22 protein-coding genes are annotated in these 14,489 nt (G+C 27.7%); all 22 read left to right on the top strand.

The annotated features are described in order from the left end of the window. The first annotated feature begins 76 nt into the window (after positions 1–76). The 22 genes from AC2JAQ_RS11470 to AC2JAQ_RS11365 all read left to right on the top strand — a co-directional run bounded on the left by AC2JAQ_RS11470 (position 77) and on the right by AC2JAQ_RS11365 (position 14,489). On the top strand, positions 77–1,465 hold the full coding sequence (locus AC2JAQ_RS11470; RefSeq protein WP_488456566.1) for a GspE/PulE family protein: 1,389 nt from the start codon (positions 77–79) through the stop codon (positions 1,463–1,465). After that, positions 1,452–2,471, top strand: coding sequence for a type II secretion system F family protein (locus tag AC2JAQ_RS11465; RefSeq protein ID WP_488456565.1), 1,020 nt, complete (start codon positions 1,452–1,454; stop codon positions 2,469–2,471). Before AC2JAQ_RS11470 ends, AC2JAQ_RS11465 begins: the two co-directional genes overlap by 14 nt. Beyond that, positions 2,464–2,892 (top strand): prepilin-type N-terminal cleavage/methylation domain-containing protein, encoded by a 429-nt coding sequence (locus tag AC2JAQ_RS11460; RefSeq protein WP_488456564.1) that lies wholly within the window; start codon positions 2,464–2,466, stop codon positions 2,890–2,892. Before AC2JAQ_RS11465 ends, AC2JAQ_RS11460 begins: the two co-directional genes overlap by 8 nt. A gap of 234 nt (positions 2,893–3,126) precedes the next feature. After that, the gene (locus tag AC2JAQ_RS11455; protein WP_488456563.1) at positions 3,127–3,582 is read left to right on the top strand and encodes a type II secretion system protein; all 456 of its coding nucleotides are present in this window, start codon (positions 3,127–3,129) and stop codon (positions 3,580–3,582) included. Between the two features lie 170 nt (positions 3,583–3,752). Then, positions 3,753–4,043 (top strand): hypothetical protein, encoded by a 291-nt coding sequence (locus AC2JAQ_RS11450; protein ID WP_488456562.1) that lies wholly within the window; start codon positions 3,753–3,755, stop codon positions 4,041–4,043. Next, positions 4,030–4,428: a type IV pilin gene (locus tag AC2JAQ_RS11445; protein ID WP_488456561.1), complete on the top strand. Its 399-nt coding sequence runs from the start codon at positions 4,030–4,032 to the stop codon at positions 4,426–4,428. Before AC2JAQ_RS11450 ends, AC2JAQ_RS11445 begins: the two co-directional genes overlap by 14 nt. Further along, complete coding sequence (locus AC2JAQ_RS11440) at positions 4,412–5,029, top strand: hypothetical protein (protein ID WP_488456560.1); 618 nt, start codon at positions 4,412–4,414, stop codon at positions 5,027–5,029. Before AC2JAQ_RS11445 ends, AC2JAQ_RS11440 begins: the two co-directional genes overlap by 17 nt. After that, the gene (locus AC2JAQ_RS11435) at positions 4,989–5,429 is read left to right on the top strand and encodes a hypothetical protein (RefSeq protein WP_488456559.1); all 441 of its coding nucleotides are present in this window, start codon (positions 4,989–4,991) and stop codon (positions 5,427–5,429) included. Before AC2JAQ_RS11440 ends, AC2JAQ_RS11435 begins: the two co-directional genes overlap by 41 nt. Beyond that, positions 5,426–5,776, top strand: coding sequence for a hypothetical protein (locus tag AC2JAQ_RS11430; protein ID WP_488456558.1), 351 nt, complete (start codon positions 5,426–5,428; stop codon positions 5,774–5,776). Before AC2JAQ_RS11435 ends, AC2JAQ_RS11430 begins: the two co-directional genes overlap by 4 nt. Before the next feature lie 169 nt (positions 5,777–5,945). Continuing rightward, on the top strand, positions 5,946–6,503 hold the full coding sequence (efp, locus tag AC2JAQ_RS11425) for an elongation factor P (RefSeq protein WP_003451649.1): 558 nt from the start codon (positions 5,946–5,948) through the stop codon (positions 6,501–6,503). A 138-nt stretch (positions 6,504–6,641) separates the two neighbouring features. Next, positions 6,642–7,004 (top strand): CD1247 N-terminal domain-containing protein, encoded by a 363-nt coding sequence (locus tag AC2JAQ_RS11420; RefSeq protein WP_488456557.1) that lies wholly within the window; start codon positions 6,642–6,644, stop codon positions 7,002–7,004. A gap of 120 nt (positions 7,005–7,124) precedes the next feature. Beyond that, positions 7,125–8,009, top strand: coding sequence for a stage III sporulation protein AA (gene spoIIIAA, locus AC2JAQ_RS11415; protein WP_488456556.1), 885 nt, complete (start codon positions 7,125–7,127; stop codon positions 8,007–8,009). Between the two features lie 393 nt (positions 8,010–8,402). Then, entirely contained in the window at positions 8,403–8,918 is a 516-nt protein-coding gene (gene spoIIIAB, locus AC2JAQ_RS11410; protein ID WP_488456555.1) for a stage III sporulation protein SpoIIIAB, read from the top strand. A 93-nt stretch (positions 8,919–9,011) separates the two neighbouring features. Beyond that, complete coding sequence (spoIIIAC, locus tag AC2JAQ_RS11405; protein ID WP_423237646.1) at positions 9,012–9,209, top strand: stage III sporulation protein AC; 198 nt, start codon at positions 9,012–9,014, stop codon at positions 9,207–9,209. A gap of 118 nt (positions 9,210–9,327) precedes the next feature. Beyond that, a complete protein-coding gene (gene spoIIIAD, locus AC2JAQ_RS11400) occupies positions 9,328–9,714 on the top strand; it encodes a stage III sporulation protein AD (RefSeq protein WP_423237645.1) in 387 nt (128 codons plus the stop codon). 10 nt (positions 9,715–9,724) lie between these two features. Beyond that, positions 9,725–10,897 carry a stage III sporulation protein AE gene (spoIIIAE, locus tag AC2JAQ_RS11395; RefSeq protein WP_488456554.1) on the top strand — a complete coding sequence of 391 codons (1,173 nt, stop codon included), beginning with the start codon at positions 9,725–9,727 and terminating at the stop codon, positions 10,895–10,897. A gap of 4 nt (positions 10,898–10,901) precedes the next feature. Next, positions 10,902–11,462, top strand: a complete 561-nt coding sequence (spoIIIAF, locus tag AC2JAQ_RS11390) for a stage III sporulation protein AF (RefSeq protein ID WP_488456553.1) — start codon at positions 10,902–10,904, stop codon at positions 11,460–11,462. Positions 11,463–11,470: 8 nt separating this feature from the next. Beyond that, positions 11,471–12,082, top strand: a complete 612-nt coding sequence (spoIIIAG, locus tag AC2JAQ_RS11385; protein WP_488456552.1) for a stage III sporulation protein AG — start codon at positions 11,471–11,473, stop codon at positions 12,080–12,082. Positions 12,083–12,108: 26 nt separating this feature from the next. After that, positions 12,109–12,606 carry a SpoIIIAH-like family protein gene (locus tag AC2JAQ_RS11380; protein WP_488456551.1) on the top strand — a complete coding sequence of 166 codons (498 nt, stop codon included), beginning with the start codon at positions 12,109–12,111 and terminating at the stop codon, positions 12,604–12,606. A gap of 84 nt (positions 12,607–12,690) precedes the next feature. Further along, positions 12,691–13,080, top strand: a complete 390-nt coding sequence (locus AC2JAQ_RS11375; RefSeq protein ID WP_488456550.1) for an Asp23/Gls24 family envelope stress response protein — start codon at positions 12,691–12,693, stop codon at positions 13,078–13,080. A 118-nt stretch (positions 13,081–13,198) separates the two neighbouring features. Continuing rightward, positions 13,199–13,606 carry a transcription antitermination factor NusB gene (gene nusB / locus AC2JAQ_RS11370; protein WP_488456549.1) on the top strand — a complete coding sequence of 136 codons (408 nt, stop codon included), beginning with the start codon at positions 13,199–13,201 and terminating at the stop codon, positions 13,604–13,606. Between the two features lie 49 nt (positions 13,607–13,655). Then, a complete protein-coding gene (locus AC2JAQ_RS11365) occupies positions 13,656–14,489 on the top strand; it encodes a bifunctional methylenetetrahydrofolate dehydrogenase/methenyltetrahydrofolate cyclohydrolase (protein ID WP_488456548.1) in 834 nt (277 codons plus the stop codon).

The following is a 14,489-nucleotide window of genomic DNA, read 5'->3' as shown; positions in this document are numbered from 1 at the left end:
TTTTTTAATAATCTAGAACTTTTTTCGTTTAAAAAATAAGTAGCTTGTCAATTATTATTTATGAGGAGGTGAAAGTATGAAATATAGTATTAAAGATATCGATATGAGACTTATGAAAAAGATACCTAAGAAGATTGCATTGGAAATGAACTTAATTGCTTTAAAAGAGAATGATGGAAAGATATTGTTTTATACAAGTCGTGAAGGTAAAGATAAAAAAGATTATTTATCTTTGTTATTTAGAGATAAAGAAATAAGTTTCATTTTAGGAAATAATGATGAAATAAGAAAGTTAATTGAAGACTGTTATGGTGGTAAAAATTTTTCAAAGGATGAATTCACAGAAGAAGAGTTAAAAAGTTTAATAGCATTAGGCATAGAAAAGAATGCCAGCGATATGCATATTGAACCCTTAGGAGAGTGGGCTAATATTCGCTTTAGAATAGATGGAACACTAATACTTATGAAAAAGATTAAAAAGAATCTTTATGAAAACTTAGTCAATAAGATTAAATTAAAGGCTGACATGAATATAAGTGATAAATTAAGAGCACAAGATGGAAAGTTGTCATTTAAAGATGAAGAATATGATTTTGATTTAAGAGTTTCTAGCATTCCTACTGTTTTTGGTGAAAAATTGGTAATTAGAATATTATATAAAAAGAATGAACTTATAAACATTGATAGTTTAAGCTTAATGGAACTTCAAAAAGAAAAAGTTAATAAGCTTCTTAAGAAGAAGCATGGTATGGTTGTTGTAAATGGACCTACAGGCAGTGGGAAATCAACAACTCTTTATGCACTTTTAAATTCTATAGATAAAGATGGAATAAACATAAGTACTATAGAAGATCCTATTGAATTTACAATTAAGGGAATAACTCAAACAAATGTTAATGAGAAAGTTGGATTAACTTTTGCTAATGGTTTAAAACATATTTTAAGACAGGATCCTGATGTAATATTGATTGGAGAAATACGAGATGAAGAGACAGCTAAAATAGCTATAAGAGCTTCTATAACAGGTCATAAAGTGTACTCAACAATTCATGCTAATAGTGGAAAGGAAATATATGATAGACTTTTGGATATGGGAGCAGAAAGCTATTTAGTAAAAGAAGGAGTTAGTGCAATAATAACTCAAAGGTTAGTAAGAAAAAATTGTGAAGCATGTAGAGAAAAAATATATTTAGAAAATGACTTAGTTGAAAAGTTAAAGAAAGAAGAACTCAGATTAAAGGCTTATTATAAGGGAAATGGATGCCACATGTGTAATTGGACAGGCACAAAAGGAAGAAAAGCAATTTGTGAAATAATATTTCCTAAGGAATATAAAAATATAGATGATATTTCTTGGGGAGAGGAACTTTTAAAATCCTGTTTTAATTTAGTTTCCAATGGAGAAGTAGCTTTAGAAGAATACTATCTTTTAAAAGAATGTGAGGGGTTAGATGTTTGGTTTTAAAGATGATGCTTCTTATATATGTTTAAATTTAAGTACCTATGTAAAATCAGGAATGCCCATAGGACGCTCATTAGAATTAATAAAAGGCACTGTAAGAGATAAGAAATACAAGGAATCCGTAGAAAGGGTTGAGAAAAAAGTTCTTAAGGGAGAAAGTTTGTCTAAAGCTTTTAAAGAAGAAAGAAATTTATATCCAGATACTATGGTAGACATGATTAAGATTGGAGAAGAAAGCGGGAATTTAGAAGATGTTTTAGAAAAATGTGCAAAAAACATATTGGCTGAAAAAGATGTTAAAAATAAGATTATTAAATCTTTAAGATATCCAGTTTCTCTTCTTATAGGATTAATACTTATGATATTTTGCTATGCAACATATATACTTCCACAATTTTTTGATATGTATGATTTAGGATATAAGGAAACATCTAAATTAATTTCTGCTTTAAACTCTTATATTAAATTTGTTGAAGATAATCCCAATGTAGAGATAATAGCTTTTTGTTACTTTCTTTGTATCCTAATAGTACTTTATTTAATCTTTAAAATAATAAATTTTGAAAATATTTTAGAGAAGATAGAAGTTTATAGAATGCATTATGAAATCAGAATATTATTTTTAATAAATATGATAATAACAAGTGGTATATCCCTTACAAATGCTTTAAGTATATTTGGAGAAAATTTAAGTAATAAAAAACTCAGAGAATATGTTAAAAAGATAAATGAACAGCTACTTAAAGGAGAGACTTTAAGTAATAGTATCGGAAGTATAAATGTGATCTCTCATATATCAAAAGGTTTTTTAATTACAGGAGAAGAAAGTGGGTTATTTAATAAAAATATAGAAGAACTATTAAAAATAAGAGAAAAAGATTTTGATAGAACATTAAATAAAGTAGTAGGTAAAATAGAACCTGTAATGTTTATAGTTTTAGGATTTGTAATTTCAGCTATGATGCTCTTAGTGTTAATACCTACTTTTGAGGGAATGAAGTATGTATAAAAGGAAAAAAGGATTTACTCTTGGTGAGGTAATAATATATTTAGGGATAACGAGTTTAATTTTAGCTTTACCAACTTCATTTATATTGATAACAGAAAGAGCTTATGAGTTAAAAGTTGAAAGTGAAGTAAATGCAATTCATGATTTCCTTATGGAAGCAAAACAATTATCTATTAAAGATAATTCTTATGGGGAAATAATCTTTGATAATTTAGAAAATATATTAATATATAAAAATAAAATTAGATATTCATTTTTAAAACTTGAAGCTGTGAAGGTAAGCAACAATATGAATAATCTTATTAACATAAGTGATATGGGAATGATGAAGAATGCAGGAACAATAACAATAACTGATAAAAATAATAACCAAAGAAAAATAACCATAGTTCCTGGGATATGGAAAATCAATGTTAAGTGATATTTTAAATAAGACCTGTTTTAGGTGAGAGTTTATTTTTAGCTAGTATTTCAGATTTTCGATTATGCTCAAACATAAAAAGCTTCTTAATGCTATTATTACGTAGATGATACAATATTAGTTGCTCATTAAGATGGCTTTACAGTTCTATCTAAAAATCAACACTGGTTTAAAACAGAGCTTAATTAAAAAGCTAAGGAATTTTAATTAAATATTAAGGGAGAAGGGTAAATAATGAGAAATAAATACTTGGCTAAGAAGGGATATTTATTAGTTGATATGGTTTTAGCCTTAGCTTTAATATCTATTCTTTTTCTTGGGATTGGAAGGAGTTATAGTATTTATGTTAAAAATAAACATTATACAAGAGAAAAAGTAGAAGTAAGAGAAGTGATGAATAGCCTAGTAATGGAAATAAAGCATAACATATCTTTTAATGATATAAGAGAATTTCCAAATGGAAAATACGGATTAGGTGATTTAGATATAAATAGATTAATAGACATGAAAATTAATAATCTTCTAAGAGAAGAGCTTATATTAAATGATAAAGATTTAAATGAATTGGGATGGAGTATAACCATAAATCACATTGATGATTATGAAAGTAAAGTTGATATTTTTTACAAAAATGATTTTCCTTTCATAAGTGAAAATGAGGAGGTTAAAATATACGAATTTTTAGAATAAATCATGAGAAAGCAAAGAAAAAAGGATATTTATTAATTGAATTATGTATTTATTTAGGAGCTTTAGGATTTATAACTCTTAGCCTAACAAAGAATTTAATTTTTTATGTTAAAGAATATAAGAGCTTTTTATCAAGTGAAAAGGAATTCAATTATTTATTAAATGCAGAAATGTATTTGGATTATAGATTTTTAAATAGGAGAGTTGAGGAAATAACGGTAAATCCTAATAAGGATTATATATGTATAAAATTTTGGGAAGAAGAAAAACTTTTAGAGGATAAAATTGAAAAAAGAAAAAATACATTAAGTCTTAGTTTTGTAAGGTATGGTGAATATTATTCTCATGCTTTATTAGATGATGTTGAAAAATTTGATGTTATTGAAAAAGAAAATTTGTTTTATATAAGATTAAAAGTTAAGAATCAAGATGAGAGGGTTTATTGTTATGAGAAAGGGTAAAGGGTTTGTTTCAATAGAAGTTATGTTAATTTCTTTAGCATGTAGTATGATAGTTACAATTCTTATGGACATTTCTTTTCAAAGAAGGAAAGAAGTTGATAGAAGTTACGGTCTTATAAAAAATAATATGGAGGATATTAAAGACGAAGAGGAGTTTTTAAAATACATTATAAAAGAAAAGATTTTAACTAAGAACACAATAGAAGAATTGAATTTTAGCTTAGATAATATGAGTGCAATTTATGATTCTACTAAAGATGTTTTACATATTAAAAATAAGAATAGCATAAGTGGAGTTTTAAAAAATACTTATTATGATATAACTTTCGGCCATGATGAAAGTATTACTTTATCAAAAAGGAGATACTATGAGTTTTCTAACTAAAAGTTTAGTACTTAATGATACAAACGAATTTTTAAAATTGAAAGAATCAAAGGATAAAAGAATAAAAATAATTCTTCTAAATGAAAGTTTATTTATAAAAGTACTTAAGGTTAATAATTATTATAATATTGAAGAAAAAATAGAAGAGCTTATAAAAGATATGTTTTCCGATTATACTCCTTTAGCGCACTATGAAAGGTTACGAGTTGGAAGAGAACTTTTTCTAATAATATATTTTATTGGATGTGATGAAAAGTTTAAAAAATTACTATGTGAAAGAAAAAGTTTCTCTTTAATACCTTATGACCTTCAAAAGAGAAATCTTTATATTTTTAGCAGAGTAGTAGTTGTTGTTAGAAATTCTAGGATAAAAGTTTATTTTAAAAGAAGGTTAATTTTCTTAAGAAACACTGAAAAGCAGAGTGTTATACAGGATATAAAGAATGAAATTAAAAATTTAGAAGAAACTTTTAGTATATCAATAAAAAGTTTTAATCTTAATATTTCTAAAGAATATATAACAGATGAATTAAAAGAATGTTTCAAAGAGGCTAGATTAAGTGAGATTAGAGGTGAGGATAATTTATATCAGAAAGTATAAAAGATTTTTACCAGTGGAGTATGTTGAACCATACAACAAAAGTGTAAAAAAAAGAATAAATATCTACATATTATTTTTACTGTTATTTAATTTAGTATTTTATGCAGAAATCGTAAAGGAGAATAATAGAATTCAAAAATACTTAAATGAAACTAAATCGATTAAGGGTGAAAGTTCTTTAGGAGAGGAGTTTATAAATAGAATAAATAGCTTGAGAAAGTTATTGGGAAGTGAAGAAATTTTAAAGTTTAATCTTGAAAGAAATAAATTTGCAGTAGAAATTCATAATGATTATAAGGATATTGTACTTAGGGAAATTAAAGAGGTAAATGGAATTGTGGAAGAAATAAGTTTAAATGAAGCTAATAATATTAATACCATAAAAGGAGTGCTTAAATGAAAAAGTTTAGGATAGGTATAGTTTTAATTAGTGTTTTTTTATTTTTATTGATATTTCAAGGATCAGAGCTTATTTATTTGAAAAATTATGAGATTCCTGTTGAAACTGCTACAGAAATTCATAGTAAGAATTTAGACGAAATTCTTAAAAAGGTAGAAGGTGAAAATTGCACTGTTCTTCAGATGAAATATGAGAATGGATGGAAAGGAAACATTTTGTTTACAGGAGATTTAGAAAGTTTAGTTAATTATGTAGGTTTATTAAAAGACAATAATATTTATGTAAAAAATTATAAAATTGAAAAATTAGGAGAATTAAAGTGCTTTATGGAGATTAAGGCTGTATAGTCTTGTAAATTTAATGAAAATAATTGCATTTATTATTAGCATTTGATAAAATATGATTGTTGTTTTACACTTTAATAGTAAATAAGTAACAAGGTAGCTCTAGAGGGTATTAATTTATCTTAAAGGGTTATAATATAAAATGAATTAATAGATTTTGGAGGGATACTTAATGATATCAGGAAGTGATTTAAGAAAAGGAACTACTTTTGAACTGGATGGACAAGTATACACAGTTATAGACTTCTTACACGTTAAACCAGGAAAAGGTGCTGCTTTCGTTAGAACTAAATTAAGAAACGTTATAATGGGTGGAGTTACAGACAGAACTTTCAACCCAACTGATAAATTACAAGAAGCAATAATCGAAAGAAAAGAAATGCAATACCTTTACTCAGATGGAGAATTATACTACTTCATGGATCAAGAAACTTTTGAGCAAATTCCTTTAAACCATGAAAAAGTTGAAGATGCTATAAAGTTCTTAAAAGAAAATATGAACGCTGTAATCAAATTCTACAAAGGAGAAGCTTTCTCAGTTGAAGCTCCAAACTTTGTTGAGTTATTAATCACTGAGTGTGAGCCAAGTGTTAAAGGAAACACTGCTACTACAGCTATGAAAACAGCTGTTGTTGAAACTGGTGCAACAGTTATGGTTCCTATGTTCGTTGAAGAAGGAAATACTATAAGAATAGATACTAGAACTGGCGAGTACATGGAAAGAGTTTAATAAAAACTTAGACTTAATTCAAAAAGGATTTTATTATTACTTTGATTTAAGCCAAACTTATCTAGTAAATATTAGATAAAAATAAATTTATGCTAAGCTTTTAAAGCTTAGCATATTTAATATAAGGAAGTGATTTCAGTGAAGGATATTAAAGACAACATTAGTAGCTTACTTAAGGCTATGGATAAAAACACTGAGTTAGATAAAGAATTTAAGGATTCCTTACTTAATGTAATTTCATCTTTAGTTGATAAAGTTGAAGAATTACAAGTTAATATTGAAACTTTAGATGAAAATGTTACTTTACTAAATGATGATTTAAGTGGAGTACAGGATGAACTTTTTGAAGAGCTAACTTTAGAAGAGCTTGAAGAATACGATGATGAATACTGTGAAGTAGTTTGTGATAAGTGTCATAAACCTATATACATAGAAAAAGATATATTAGACAGATCTGAAAGTATACCTTGTCCTTATTGTGGAAATGAATTTGAAGTTTAATAAACTGTGCCTATAAGGGTACGGTTTATTTTTTTTTGCCCAAAATTAATAAATTTTAAAATAATTAGAATAATTTCTTATGTAAACTAATAGATTTAAATAGAAAGGAGAGGAGGTACTTTGAAAGAAATATTTGCTGTCTTGCCAGAAAAAATAAATTCTTATTTAAAAGATAAAAGTAATTTAAATAAACTCCAAGAAGTAAGAGTTAAGGTTGGAAAACCTCTTAGTATTGTTCTGGATAACAACGAAACAATTTTTAATTATGTAATAACAAGGGATGATGTTAAAGCAATGATTCAAAAAATAAGTAACTACTCCTTGTATGCCTTTGAGGAAGATATAAGACAAGGGTATATAACTATTCAAGGAGGGCATAGGGTTGGATTAGCTGGTCAATGTGTTATAGAGGGTAATTCAATTAAAACTATTAGGAATATAACTTCTTTAAATATAAGGGTATGTAGAGAGGTTATAGGCTGTTCTAATAGTCTTATGAATCATTTAGTTGAAAATAATAGGGTGAACAATACATTGATAATATCTCCTCCTAAATGTGGAAAGACAACACTTTTAAGAGATATAACAAGAAATATATCCAATGGAGTATCTCAAATTGGATTAAGAGGGAAAAGAACTGTTGTAATTGATGAAAGAAGCGAAATTGCAGCTTGTTATAATGGAATACCTCAAATGAATGTAGGTATAAGAACAGATGTATATGATAACTGTATTAAAAGTGATGGAATGATGATGGCAGTTAGAGGACTTTCACCTGAGGTTATTATATGTGATGAGATTGGAACATATAAAGATATGGAAGGGCTTATTATGGCATACAATTCTGGAGTTAGTATTATTGCTACATTACATGGGAGAAATATAGAAGAATTATATAGAAGACCAGTTTTCAGAGAGATAGTAGAAAATAATATCATAGATAAAGTTGTAATTCTTAGTGCTAAAAAAGGGGTTGGAACAATAGAAGGAATTTATGATGTTTAATTTTAGCTCTGTTTTAGTTGAATGTTGATTTTTAGCTAGACTTTCAGACCTAGCTTAATTTCGCAAAGTATTGCTATCATCTACTCCAGAATAATAGCTAAAGGTTAAGTGAAAGTCCAAATTTTCAATTTGGTATCTTGAACTTATGCAATCGAACATAGTGAGATTGTATTCCTTACAAAAATAAGAAAAAGCTTCTTAACACTATTATTCTTACGTATATAATGCAATACTAACTGCTCATTAAGATGGTCTTATCGTTCTATCTAAAAATCAACACTAGTTCAAAACATAGCTTAGAAAATAAATATTTTAAATATAAAGAGTCAATAAAAGAATAATTTGTAAAAAGCACTTAACATAAATGATTAACTTGTAAATAGGAGGAGAAAAATGAAGATTTTTTTTCTGGTTATTATAGTTCTACTTAGTTCTTTAATTGGATATTTATATGGAGAAGGATTTAGAAACAGACTTAATCAGCTTAAAGAACTTAAAAGAGCTTTAATAGATTTTGAAAATGATATTGTATATACTTATACGCCTCTACCAGAGAGTATAGAAAGCATAGCATTAAAAGCTAAAAGTCCAATTAGTGAATTTTTAAATAAAATTTCTTTGAAACTGAAAAATAATGAGGTTAAAAATGTATATATGGCTTTTAGTGAAAGTATAAATGAACATAAGAAAGAAATGAATTTAAAAGATAAAGACTTTGAAATTTTATTAGATCTTTCAAAATCTTTAGGAGAAACAAATATAGAGGGACAAATCAAAATTTTTAATTTAGCTAAAGAAAAATTAGATTCTGAGTTATTAATAGCGGAAGATGAATGTAATAAAAATACTAAGGTTTATAGATATTTAGGAGTTTCTGTAGGAGCAATGATAGCCATTTTTCTTATTTGATTCATAGGTTTAATAATAGTTAATCATGAAGAAGGTTTTAGATTATAAGGAAGGGGATTTAATGAGATTAGAATTTTTAAGGGGAGGCCATATATGTCGGATTTATCTTTAATCTTTCAAATTGCAGGAGTAGGAATAGTACTTGTTATACTTGATAAAGTTCTTGACCAAAGTGGCAAGAAAGAGTATGCAGCTTTAGCAAATATTGTTGGTATAGTAATAATACTTACTATGATGATTCAGCTTATAAGTAGATTGTTTTCTTCTGTTAGAACAATGTTTTTATTTTAGATGTGATTCTAGGGTAACATATTAAATTAAAACAGAAGGAGGTGAACTAGGGCAGTAATCTATAGAACTCAGTAAGAAATAAATTATTGAATTTTGAAGATTTCTGACAAAAGCAAGAATGGATGTATTGATACAAGTAATAAGTTTTTCTTTAATAACATTATTTTTATATTTGTTTTTAAAGGAAACAAAAGGTACTTTTGCAGTCATGCTTCTTTTAGCGGCTGGCATAGTAATTTTTCTTTTTGTAATGCCTTATGTCAATGAAATAATAACTTTTATGCAGAATATAGCAAGAGAATCAGGAATGGATTCATCCTATATTGCCATAGTTATGAAAATTATTGCCATAGCATACCTTTCAACTTTCTGTAGCTATATATGTAATGATGCTGGGGTTACTGTGTTGGGTAAAAAGGTAGAATTTACAGGAAAGATTATGATACTTTTATTAGCTATACCAATAATGGTTAATATTTTGAATTCCATTTTAAGTATAATGTAGGGGCTAAAATATGAAAAAGTTAGTAAACATAATATTATTATCACTTACTTTTGTATTTTGCTTTAACTTAAATGTTTTGGCAAATGAGAATTTAGAGAGTTCAAAGGAAAAAATAGAGAATGACTCAAGAGTAGAAAGATTTTATGATTATATAAATAATTTAGAAACAGAAGAGGACATACTAGGCAATATGTCAGCTAAGGAATATATAAAGACTTATTTGGAAAGTGGAGAAGATCCAATAACTTTTAAAAAAATAGGGGCTTCAATACTTAGTTACATGTTTAGGGAACTTAACATAGTTTTAAAGTTTATTGCTTCAATATTAGTGATTGCTCTTTTAAGTGCTTTACTTAAAAACTTGCAGGATGCTTTTAATATAGAAGAAGGAGTAACCCAAGTAGCATTTTTTGCTTGTTATGCTCTTTTAATAATGCTTTTGACTAAGAGCTTTTTCATATCACTTGATTTAGGAAAAGAAGTCTTAGCTTCAATTATAGATTTTATGAATGTTATTGTACCAGTAATAGTTATGCTTATAGCAACTTCAGGGGGAGTGACCTCAGCTGTAACCATAGATCCTATTGTCTTAGGAGCTGTTTCAATAACACCTAGAATTTACACATATTTTTTATTTCCTTTAATATTAGCTTATTTTACATTACAGTTTGTTAATAACCTTTCTAGTGAATTTAAAATAGATAGAATGTGTAAGTTCATAAAACAGGTGGTTATGATATCTCAAGGGTTTATATTAACTATATTTGTTGGAATATTAACTTTAAGAGGAATGACAGCAGACACATTAGATGCAGTGACAGTTAAGACAGTTAAGTTTGCAGTTGATAACTTCGTACCTATTGTAGGTAAGGCATTTTCAGATGCAATAACTACTGTTGCGGGATATTCCTTAGCGTTGAAAAGTGTAATAACTTCCTTAGGTGTGATAGTTCTTGTAATGATTGTTATTTTTCCAATAATAAAAATAGGACTTATGGCTATTTGTTTTAAACTTACATCGGCGGTTATTGAGCCTGTTGTTGACTCTAAGATATCTAGTAGTGTTGAAACTGTGGGAGAAGCATTGTTTATGATTTTATCATGCATAATAAGTGTAAGTATTATGTTCTTTATTATGGCTTCCATGATGGCCACTGCAGGTAATTTTATTGTAGGAGGATAGAAATATGATGGAACTTTTAAAAAATTGGATTTCAACCCTTTGTGTTGTTATAGTCATCATATCTATTGCCCATATAATTTTACCTAATTCATCAGTAAAAAAGCATGTTAAGTTTGTATTTTCATTAATAATACTTTCAGTAATGTTATCTCCAATAATAGGACTATTAAATTTTAATCAGGAAATAGATGAAAATGCTTTTGAAAACAAAATAAATGGACCTGTGGAAAATCAGGAGGAAAAGGTATCGTTATATGATGAAGAAGCTATTTTAGAAAATATAGAGAGAAATTTAGAACAGGCTTTAAAGGATGAATTTTATGAAAATGAATTTGAGGTTAATTTAATAGGAAAAATAGATTTTGATGATGTTAGGGTAAATATTGAAAAGGCAGAAATTAAGGTTTTAGATAAAAAAAAGGTAAAAAAGGTAGAGAAGGTTGTCGTTGGAGAAGAAAAGCTTAATAAGGAGGAAAAAAAAGATTCTTTTTTAGAAAAGGTTGAAAAGTTTGTTGAAAAAGAACTTGAAATTTCTCATGAAAATATAATTGTTTCATATGATTAGGAGGTAGTATGGGGGTCCAGGATTTAAAAGATAAAATGTCTAAAGCTCTAAAACAAAAGAATATTGCCAACTTAATAATAATACTTTTGCTAGTCATAATGTTTTATTTAGTTGTGTCATATTTTACAGGAGTAAACAATATATCTAAAAGTGAGAAGACTAATTCAGAGAAAATATCTGAAGAAAGTATGAATAATAAGAGTCAAAATGACTCAGAAGTTTTAAGTTATCAAGAAAAACAAGAGAAAAATCTAGAGAGGATATTAGGAAAAATCAGTGGAGTTGGAACAGTAGATGTAGTAATAAATTTTGAAAGTAGTGAGGTTAAGGTACCAGCAGTGGATAATTCTTCTCAAAAAAGTACTACAGAAGAGACAGATAGTGAAGGAGGAACAAGGGTTAATTCACAAGAAACTGATGGAGATAAGATTGTTATGTCAAACAGTTCTGATGGAAGTGAACCAGTTATATTAAAGACAGAAAAACCAAATGTTATAGGAGTCATGGTTGTGGCTGAAGGTGCAGAGGATAGTAAGATCAAATATGAAATAACAAAAGCAGTATCAAGCTTATATAACATAAGTGTAGATAAGGTAAATGTATTGGCTATGGAAAAATAAATAATTAAATTTATGGGGGGTTCATTATGAACAAAAAGCAAGCAGGGATAATTTTAACACTTTTAGCATTAATAGTTTGTACTGGCGTTTTGGCAACTAGAGTCAACAACCAAATAAAAGAGAGTATGGGAGAAGTTCCAACTGCCTTTGGTGAGAATGAAGAAAATGCGACTGAAACATCTTCAGATTACTTCTATGAGTCAAGAAACTTAAGAGAACAAAAAGATTCTAAGACTATCGATAACTTAAAAGCTATAGTAGAAGATAAGAACACATCAGCAGAGCAAAAAGAAGAAGCTGAGAAAGAATTAACTTCAAAAACTATGGCAAGAGACTATGAAACAAGAATAGAGCTTAGCATAAAGAGCAAAGGTTATGAAGATGTAATATGTTTTATAGATGGTGATAACGCTAAGGTTGTAGTTAAAACTGATGCAGAATTAACTCAAGAGAAAATGGTTGAAATTCAAGATATAGTTATGAATGTATCAAAAGTTTATGACGTTGATATAGAAAAAAAATAATTAATTGTATTGTAATTAGTTATTTGCTATAATGAACCTATAACTAATTAAGTTTCGTGGAAATTAGTAGGAGGGTTCAGCTTTATGAATGAATTGAATAGAGATGAAGCTAACTTAGGTATAGTTAATATATCTGATGAAGTTATCGGTGTCGTAGCTGGTATAGCTGCATCTGAGATAGATGGAATACTTGAGATAAATCATAATAATAGCACTGGAATAGGACATAAATTTTCAAAGAAAAGTTTAGGTAAGGGAATTAAAGTTAATGTAGAGAATGGTGAGGCTGTCATTGAGATGGGTGTTACAATTCAATACGGCATTAAAATCCCTGAGGTAGTTTCTCAAGTGCAGGAAAACGTAAGAAGGACTGTTGAAGCTATAACTGGACTTAAGGTGGCACTAGTGAACATATATGTGCAAAACATAGTTATCTTAAAAGAAGAAGATAAAAATGAAATAGGAAAAAAATAGTAGTCACCCTCTGATTTCAGAGGGTGTTTCATTGTGTTAAATCATTAATTATATGATTAATAATATAAATTAAGACAATAATACTAAATAGAGTATTTTCAAAACATAGGAGGATATAATGAATAGAGTAAAATCAAGAGAATATTTATTACAATTAGCTTACCAAATGGAAATAACTTCAGAAACTGCAATAGAAACTTTTAATTCTTTTATGGAGAACGAGGACATTTCTAAAGATGATTTAGATTTAGCATACATAAAGTCAGGTTTAGTAGGAATAGAAGAAAATAAAGAGAAATTAAACTCTTTAATAGAAGCTCAACTTGTAAAGTGGAAGTTAAACAGAATTTCAAAGGTTAACTTATCAATCTTAAGAATTGCTACATATGAAATGTTATTTGCAGAGGATGTACCAGGAAAGGTATCAATAAACGAAGCTATTGAATTATGTAAAAAATATTCTGATAACAAATCAGTTTCATTTATAAATGGTGTTTTAGATAAAGTATATAAGAGCATGAACTAGTAGTTAAAATTTATATTTACTAGAGTAAGAAGATTTGGAGGGGCAGGTAATGGATAAGGTTTTAAGTGGAAAAACAGTAGCTATAGACATAAAGGGGCAAATAAAGAATTATACAGAGGAATTAAAGGCTTCTGGAAAGACTTTAAAAATATCGTCTATACTAGTTGGGGATGATGGAGGATCAGTATATTACCAAAACTTCCAAGAAAAATTAGCTAATAACTTAGGCATAGAATTTGATAAAATAAAGTTAAGTGAAGATATCTCAGAAGATGAGCTTAAACTTAAAATCGAAGAGCTAAATAAGGATGAAAGTGTAAATGGAATAATGCTTTTATTACCATTACCAAAACATATTGATGAAAGAACTGTTACGAATTTAATAGATGCAAATAAAGATCTAGATTGTCTTTCAGAAATAAGTGTTGGTAGGTTCTATAAAGGAGAAAAGTGCTTTATGCCATGTACACCAAATAGTGTTATAACTCTTTTAAAGGCTTATAATATTGAAATAGAGGGAAAGGAAGTTGTTATTGTTGGAAGAAGCAACATCGTTGGAAAACCTCTTTTTCAAATGTTCTTAAATGAAAATGCTACAGTTACTGTATGTCATTCAAGAACTAAGAATTTAAAAGAAGTTTGTATGAGGGCTGATATATTGGTTGTAGCTATTGGAAAGGCTAATTTCATAGATTCTTCTTATGTTAGAGAAGGAGCGGTTGTTATTGATGTAGGAACTAGTGAGGTTGACGGTAAGATAACAGGAGATGTTAACTTTGATGATGTTTATGAAAAGGCATCATTTATTACACCAGTTCCAGGAGGGGTAGGTTCTTTAACTACAACTCTTCTTTTAAAAAATGTTTGTAAGGAGTTAGATTAG

The sequence above is a fragment of the Clostridium sp. LIBA-8553 genome (genome assembly GCF_057782465.1).
This window is presented reverse-complemented; position numbering and strand designations above follow the sequence as displayed.

What these genes read in the sequence shown, in the direction of transcription:
- AC2JAQ_RS11470 (WP_488456566.1), top strand. Translation starts at nt 77, where the DNA reads ATGAAATATAGTATTAAAGATATCGATATGAGACTTATGAAAAAGATA.
- AC2JAQ_RS11465 (WP_488456565.1), top strand. Translation starts at nt 1,452, where the DNA reads ATGTTTGGTTTTAAAGATGATGCTTCTTATATATGTTTAAATTTAAGT.
- AC2JAQ_RS11460 (WP_488456564.1), top strand. Translation starts at nt 2,464, where the DNA reads ATGTATAAAAGGAAAAAAGGATTTACTCTTGGTGAGGTAATAATATAT.
- AC2JAQ_RS11455 (WP_488456563.1), top strand. Translation starts at nt 3,127, where the DNA reads ATGAGAAATAAATACTTGGCTAAGAAGGGATATTTATTAGTTGATATG.
- AC2JAQ_RS11450 (WP_488456562.1), top strand. Translation starts at nt 3,753, where the DNA reads ATGTATTTGGATTATAGATTTTTAAATAGGAGAGTTGAGGAAATAACG.
- AC2JAQ_RS11445 (WP_488456561.1), top strand. Translation starts at nt 4,030, where the DNA reads ATGAGAAAGGGTAAAGGGTTTGTTTCAATAGAAGTTATGTTAATTTCT.
- AC2JAQ_RS11440 (WP_488456560.1), top strand. Translation starts at nt 4,412, where the DNA reads ATGAGTTTTCTAACTAAAAGTTTAGTACTTAATGATACAAACGAATTT.
- AC2JAQ_RS11430 (WP_488456558.1), top strand. Translation starts at nt 5,426, where the DNA reads ATGAAAAAGTTTAGGATAGGTATAGTTTTAATTAGTGTTTTTTTATTT.
- efp (WP_003451649.1), top strand. Translation starts at nt 5,946, where the DNA reads ATGATATCAGGAAGTGATTTAAGAAAAGGAACTACTTTTGAACTGGAT.
- spoIIIAB (WP_488456555.1), top strand. Translation starts at nt 8,403, where the DNA reads ATGAAGATTTTTTTTCTGGTTATTATAGTTCTACTTAGTTCTTTAATT.
- spoIIIAC (WP_423237646.1), top strand. Translation starts at nt 9,012, where the DNA reads ATGTCGGATTTATCTTTAATCTTTCAAATTGCAGGAGTAGGAATAGTA.
- spoIIIAD (WP_423237645.1), top strand. Translation starts at nt 9,328, where the DNA reads ATGGATGTATTGATACAAGTAATAAGTTTTTCTTTAATAACATTATTT.
- spoIIIAE (WP_488456554.1), top strand. Translation starts at nt 9,725, where the DNA reads ATGAAAAAGTTAGTAAACATAATATTATTATCACTTACTTTTGTATTT.
- spoIIIAF (WP_488456553.1), top strand. Translation starts at nt 10,902, where the DNA reads ATGATGGAACTTTTAAAAAATTGGATTTCAACCCTTTGTGTTGTTATA.
- spoIIIAG (WP_488456552.1), top strand. Translation starts at nt 11,471, where the DNA reads ATGGGGGTCCAGGATTTAAAAGATAAAATGTCTAAAGCTCTAAAACAA.
- AC2JAQ_RS11380 (WP_488456551.1), top strand. Translation starts at nt 12,109, where the DNA reads ATGAACAAAAAGCAAGCAGGGATAATTTTAACACTTTTAGCATTAATA.
- AC2JAQ_RS11375 (WP_488456550.1), top strand. Translation starts at nt 12,691, where the DNA reads ATGAATGAATTGAATAGAGATGAAGCTAACTTAGGTATAGTTAATATA.
- nusB (WP_488456549.1), top strand. Translation starts at nt 13,199, where the DNA reads ATGAATAGAGTAAAATCAAGAGAATATTTATTACAATTAGCTTACCAA.
- AC2JAQ_RS11365 (WP_488456548.1), top strand. Translation starts at nt 13,656, where the DNA reads ATGGATAAGGTTTTAAGTGGAAAAACAGTAGCTATAGACATAAAGGGG.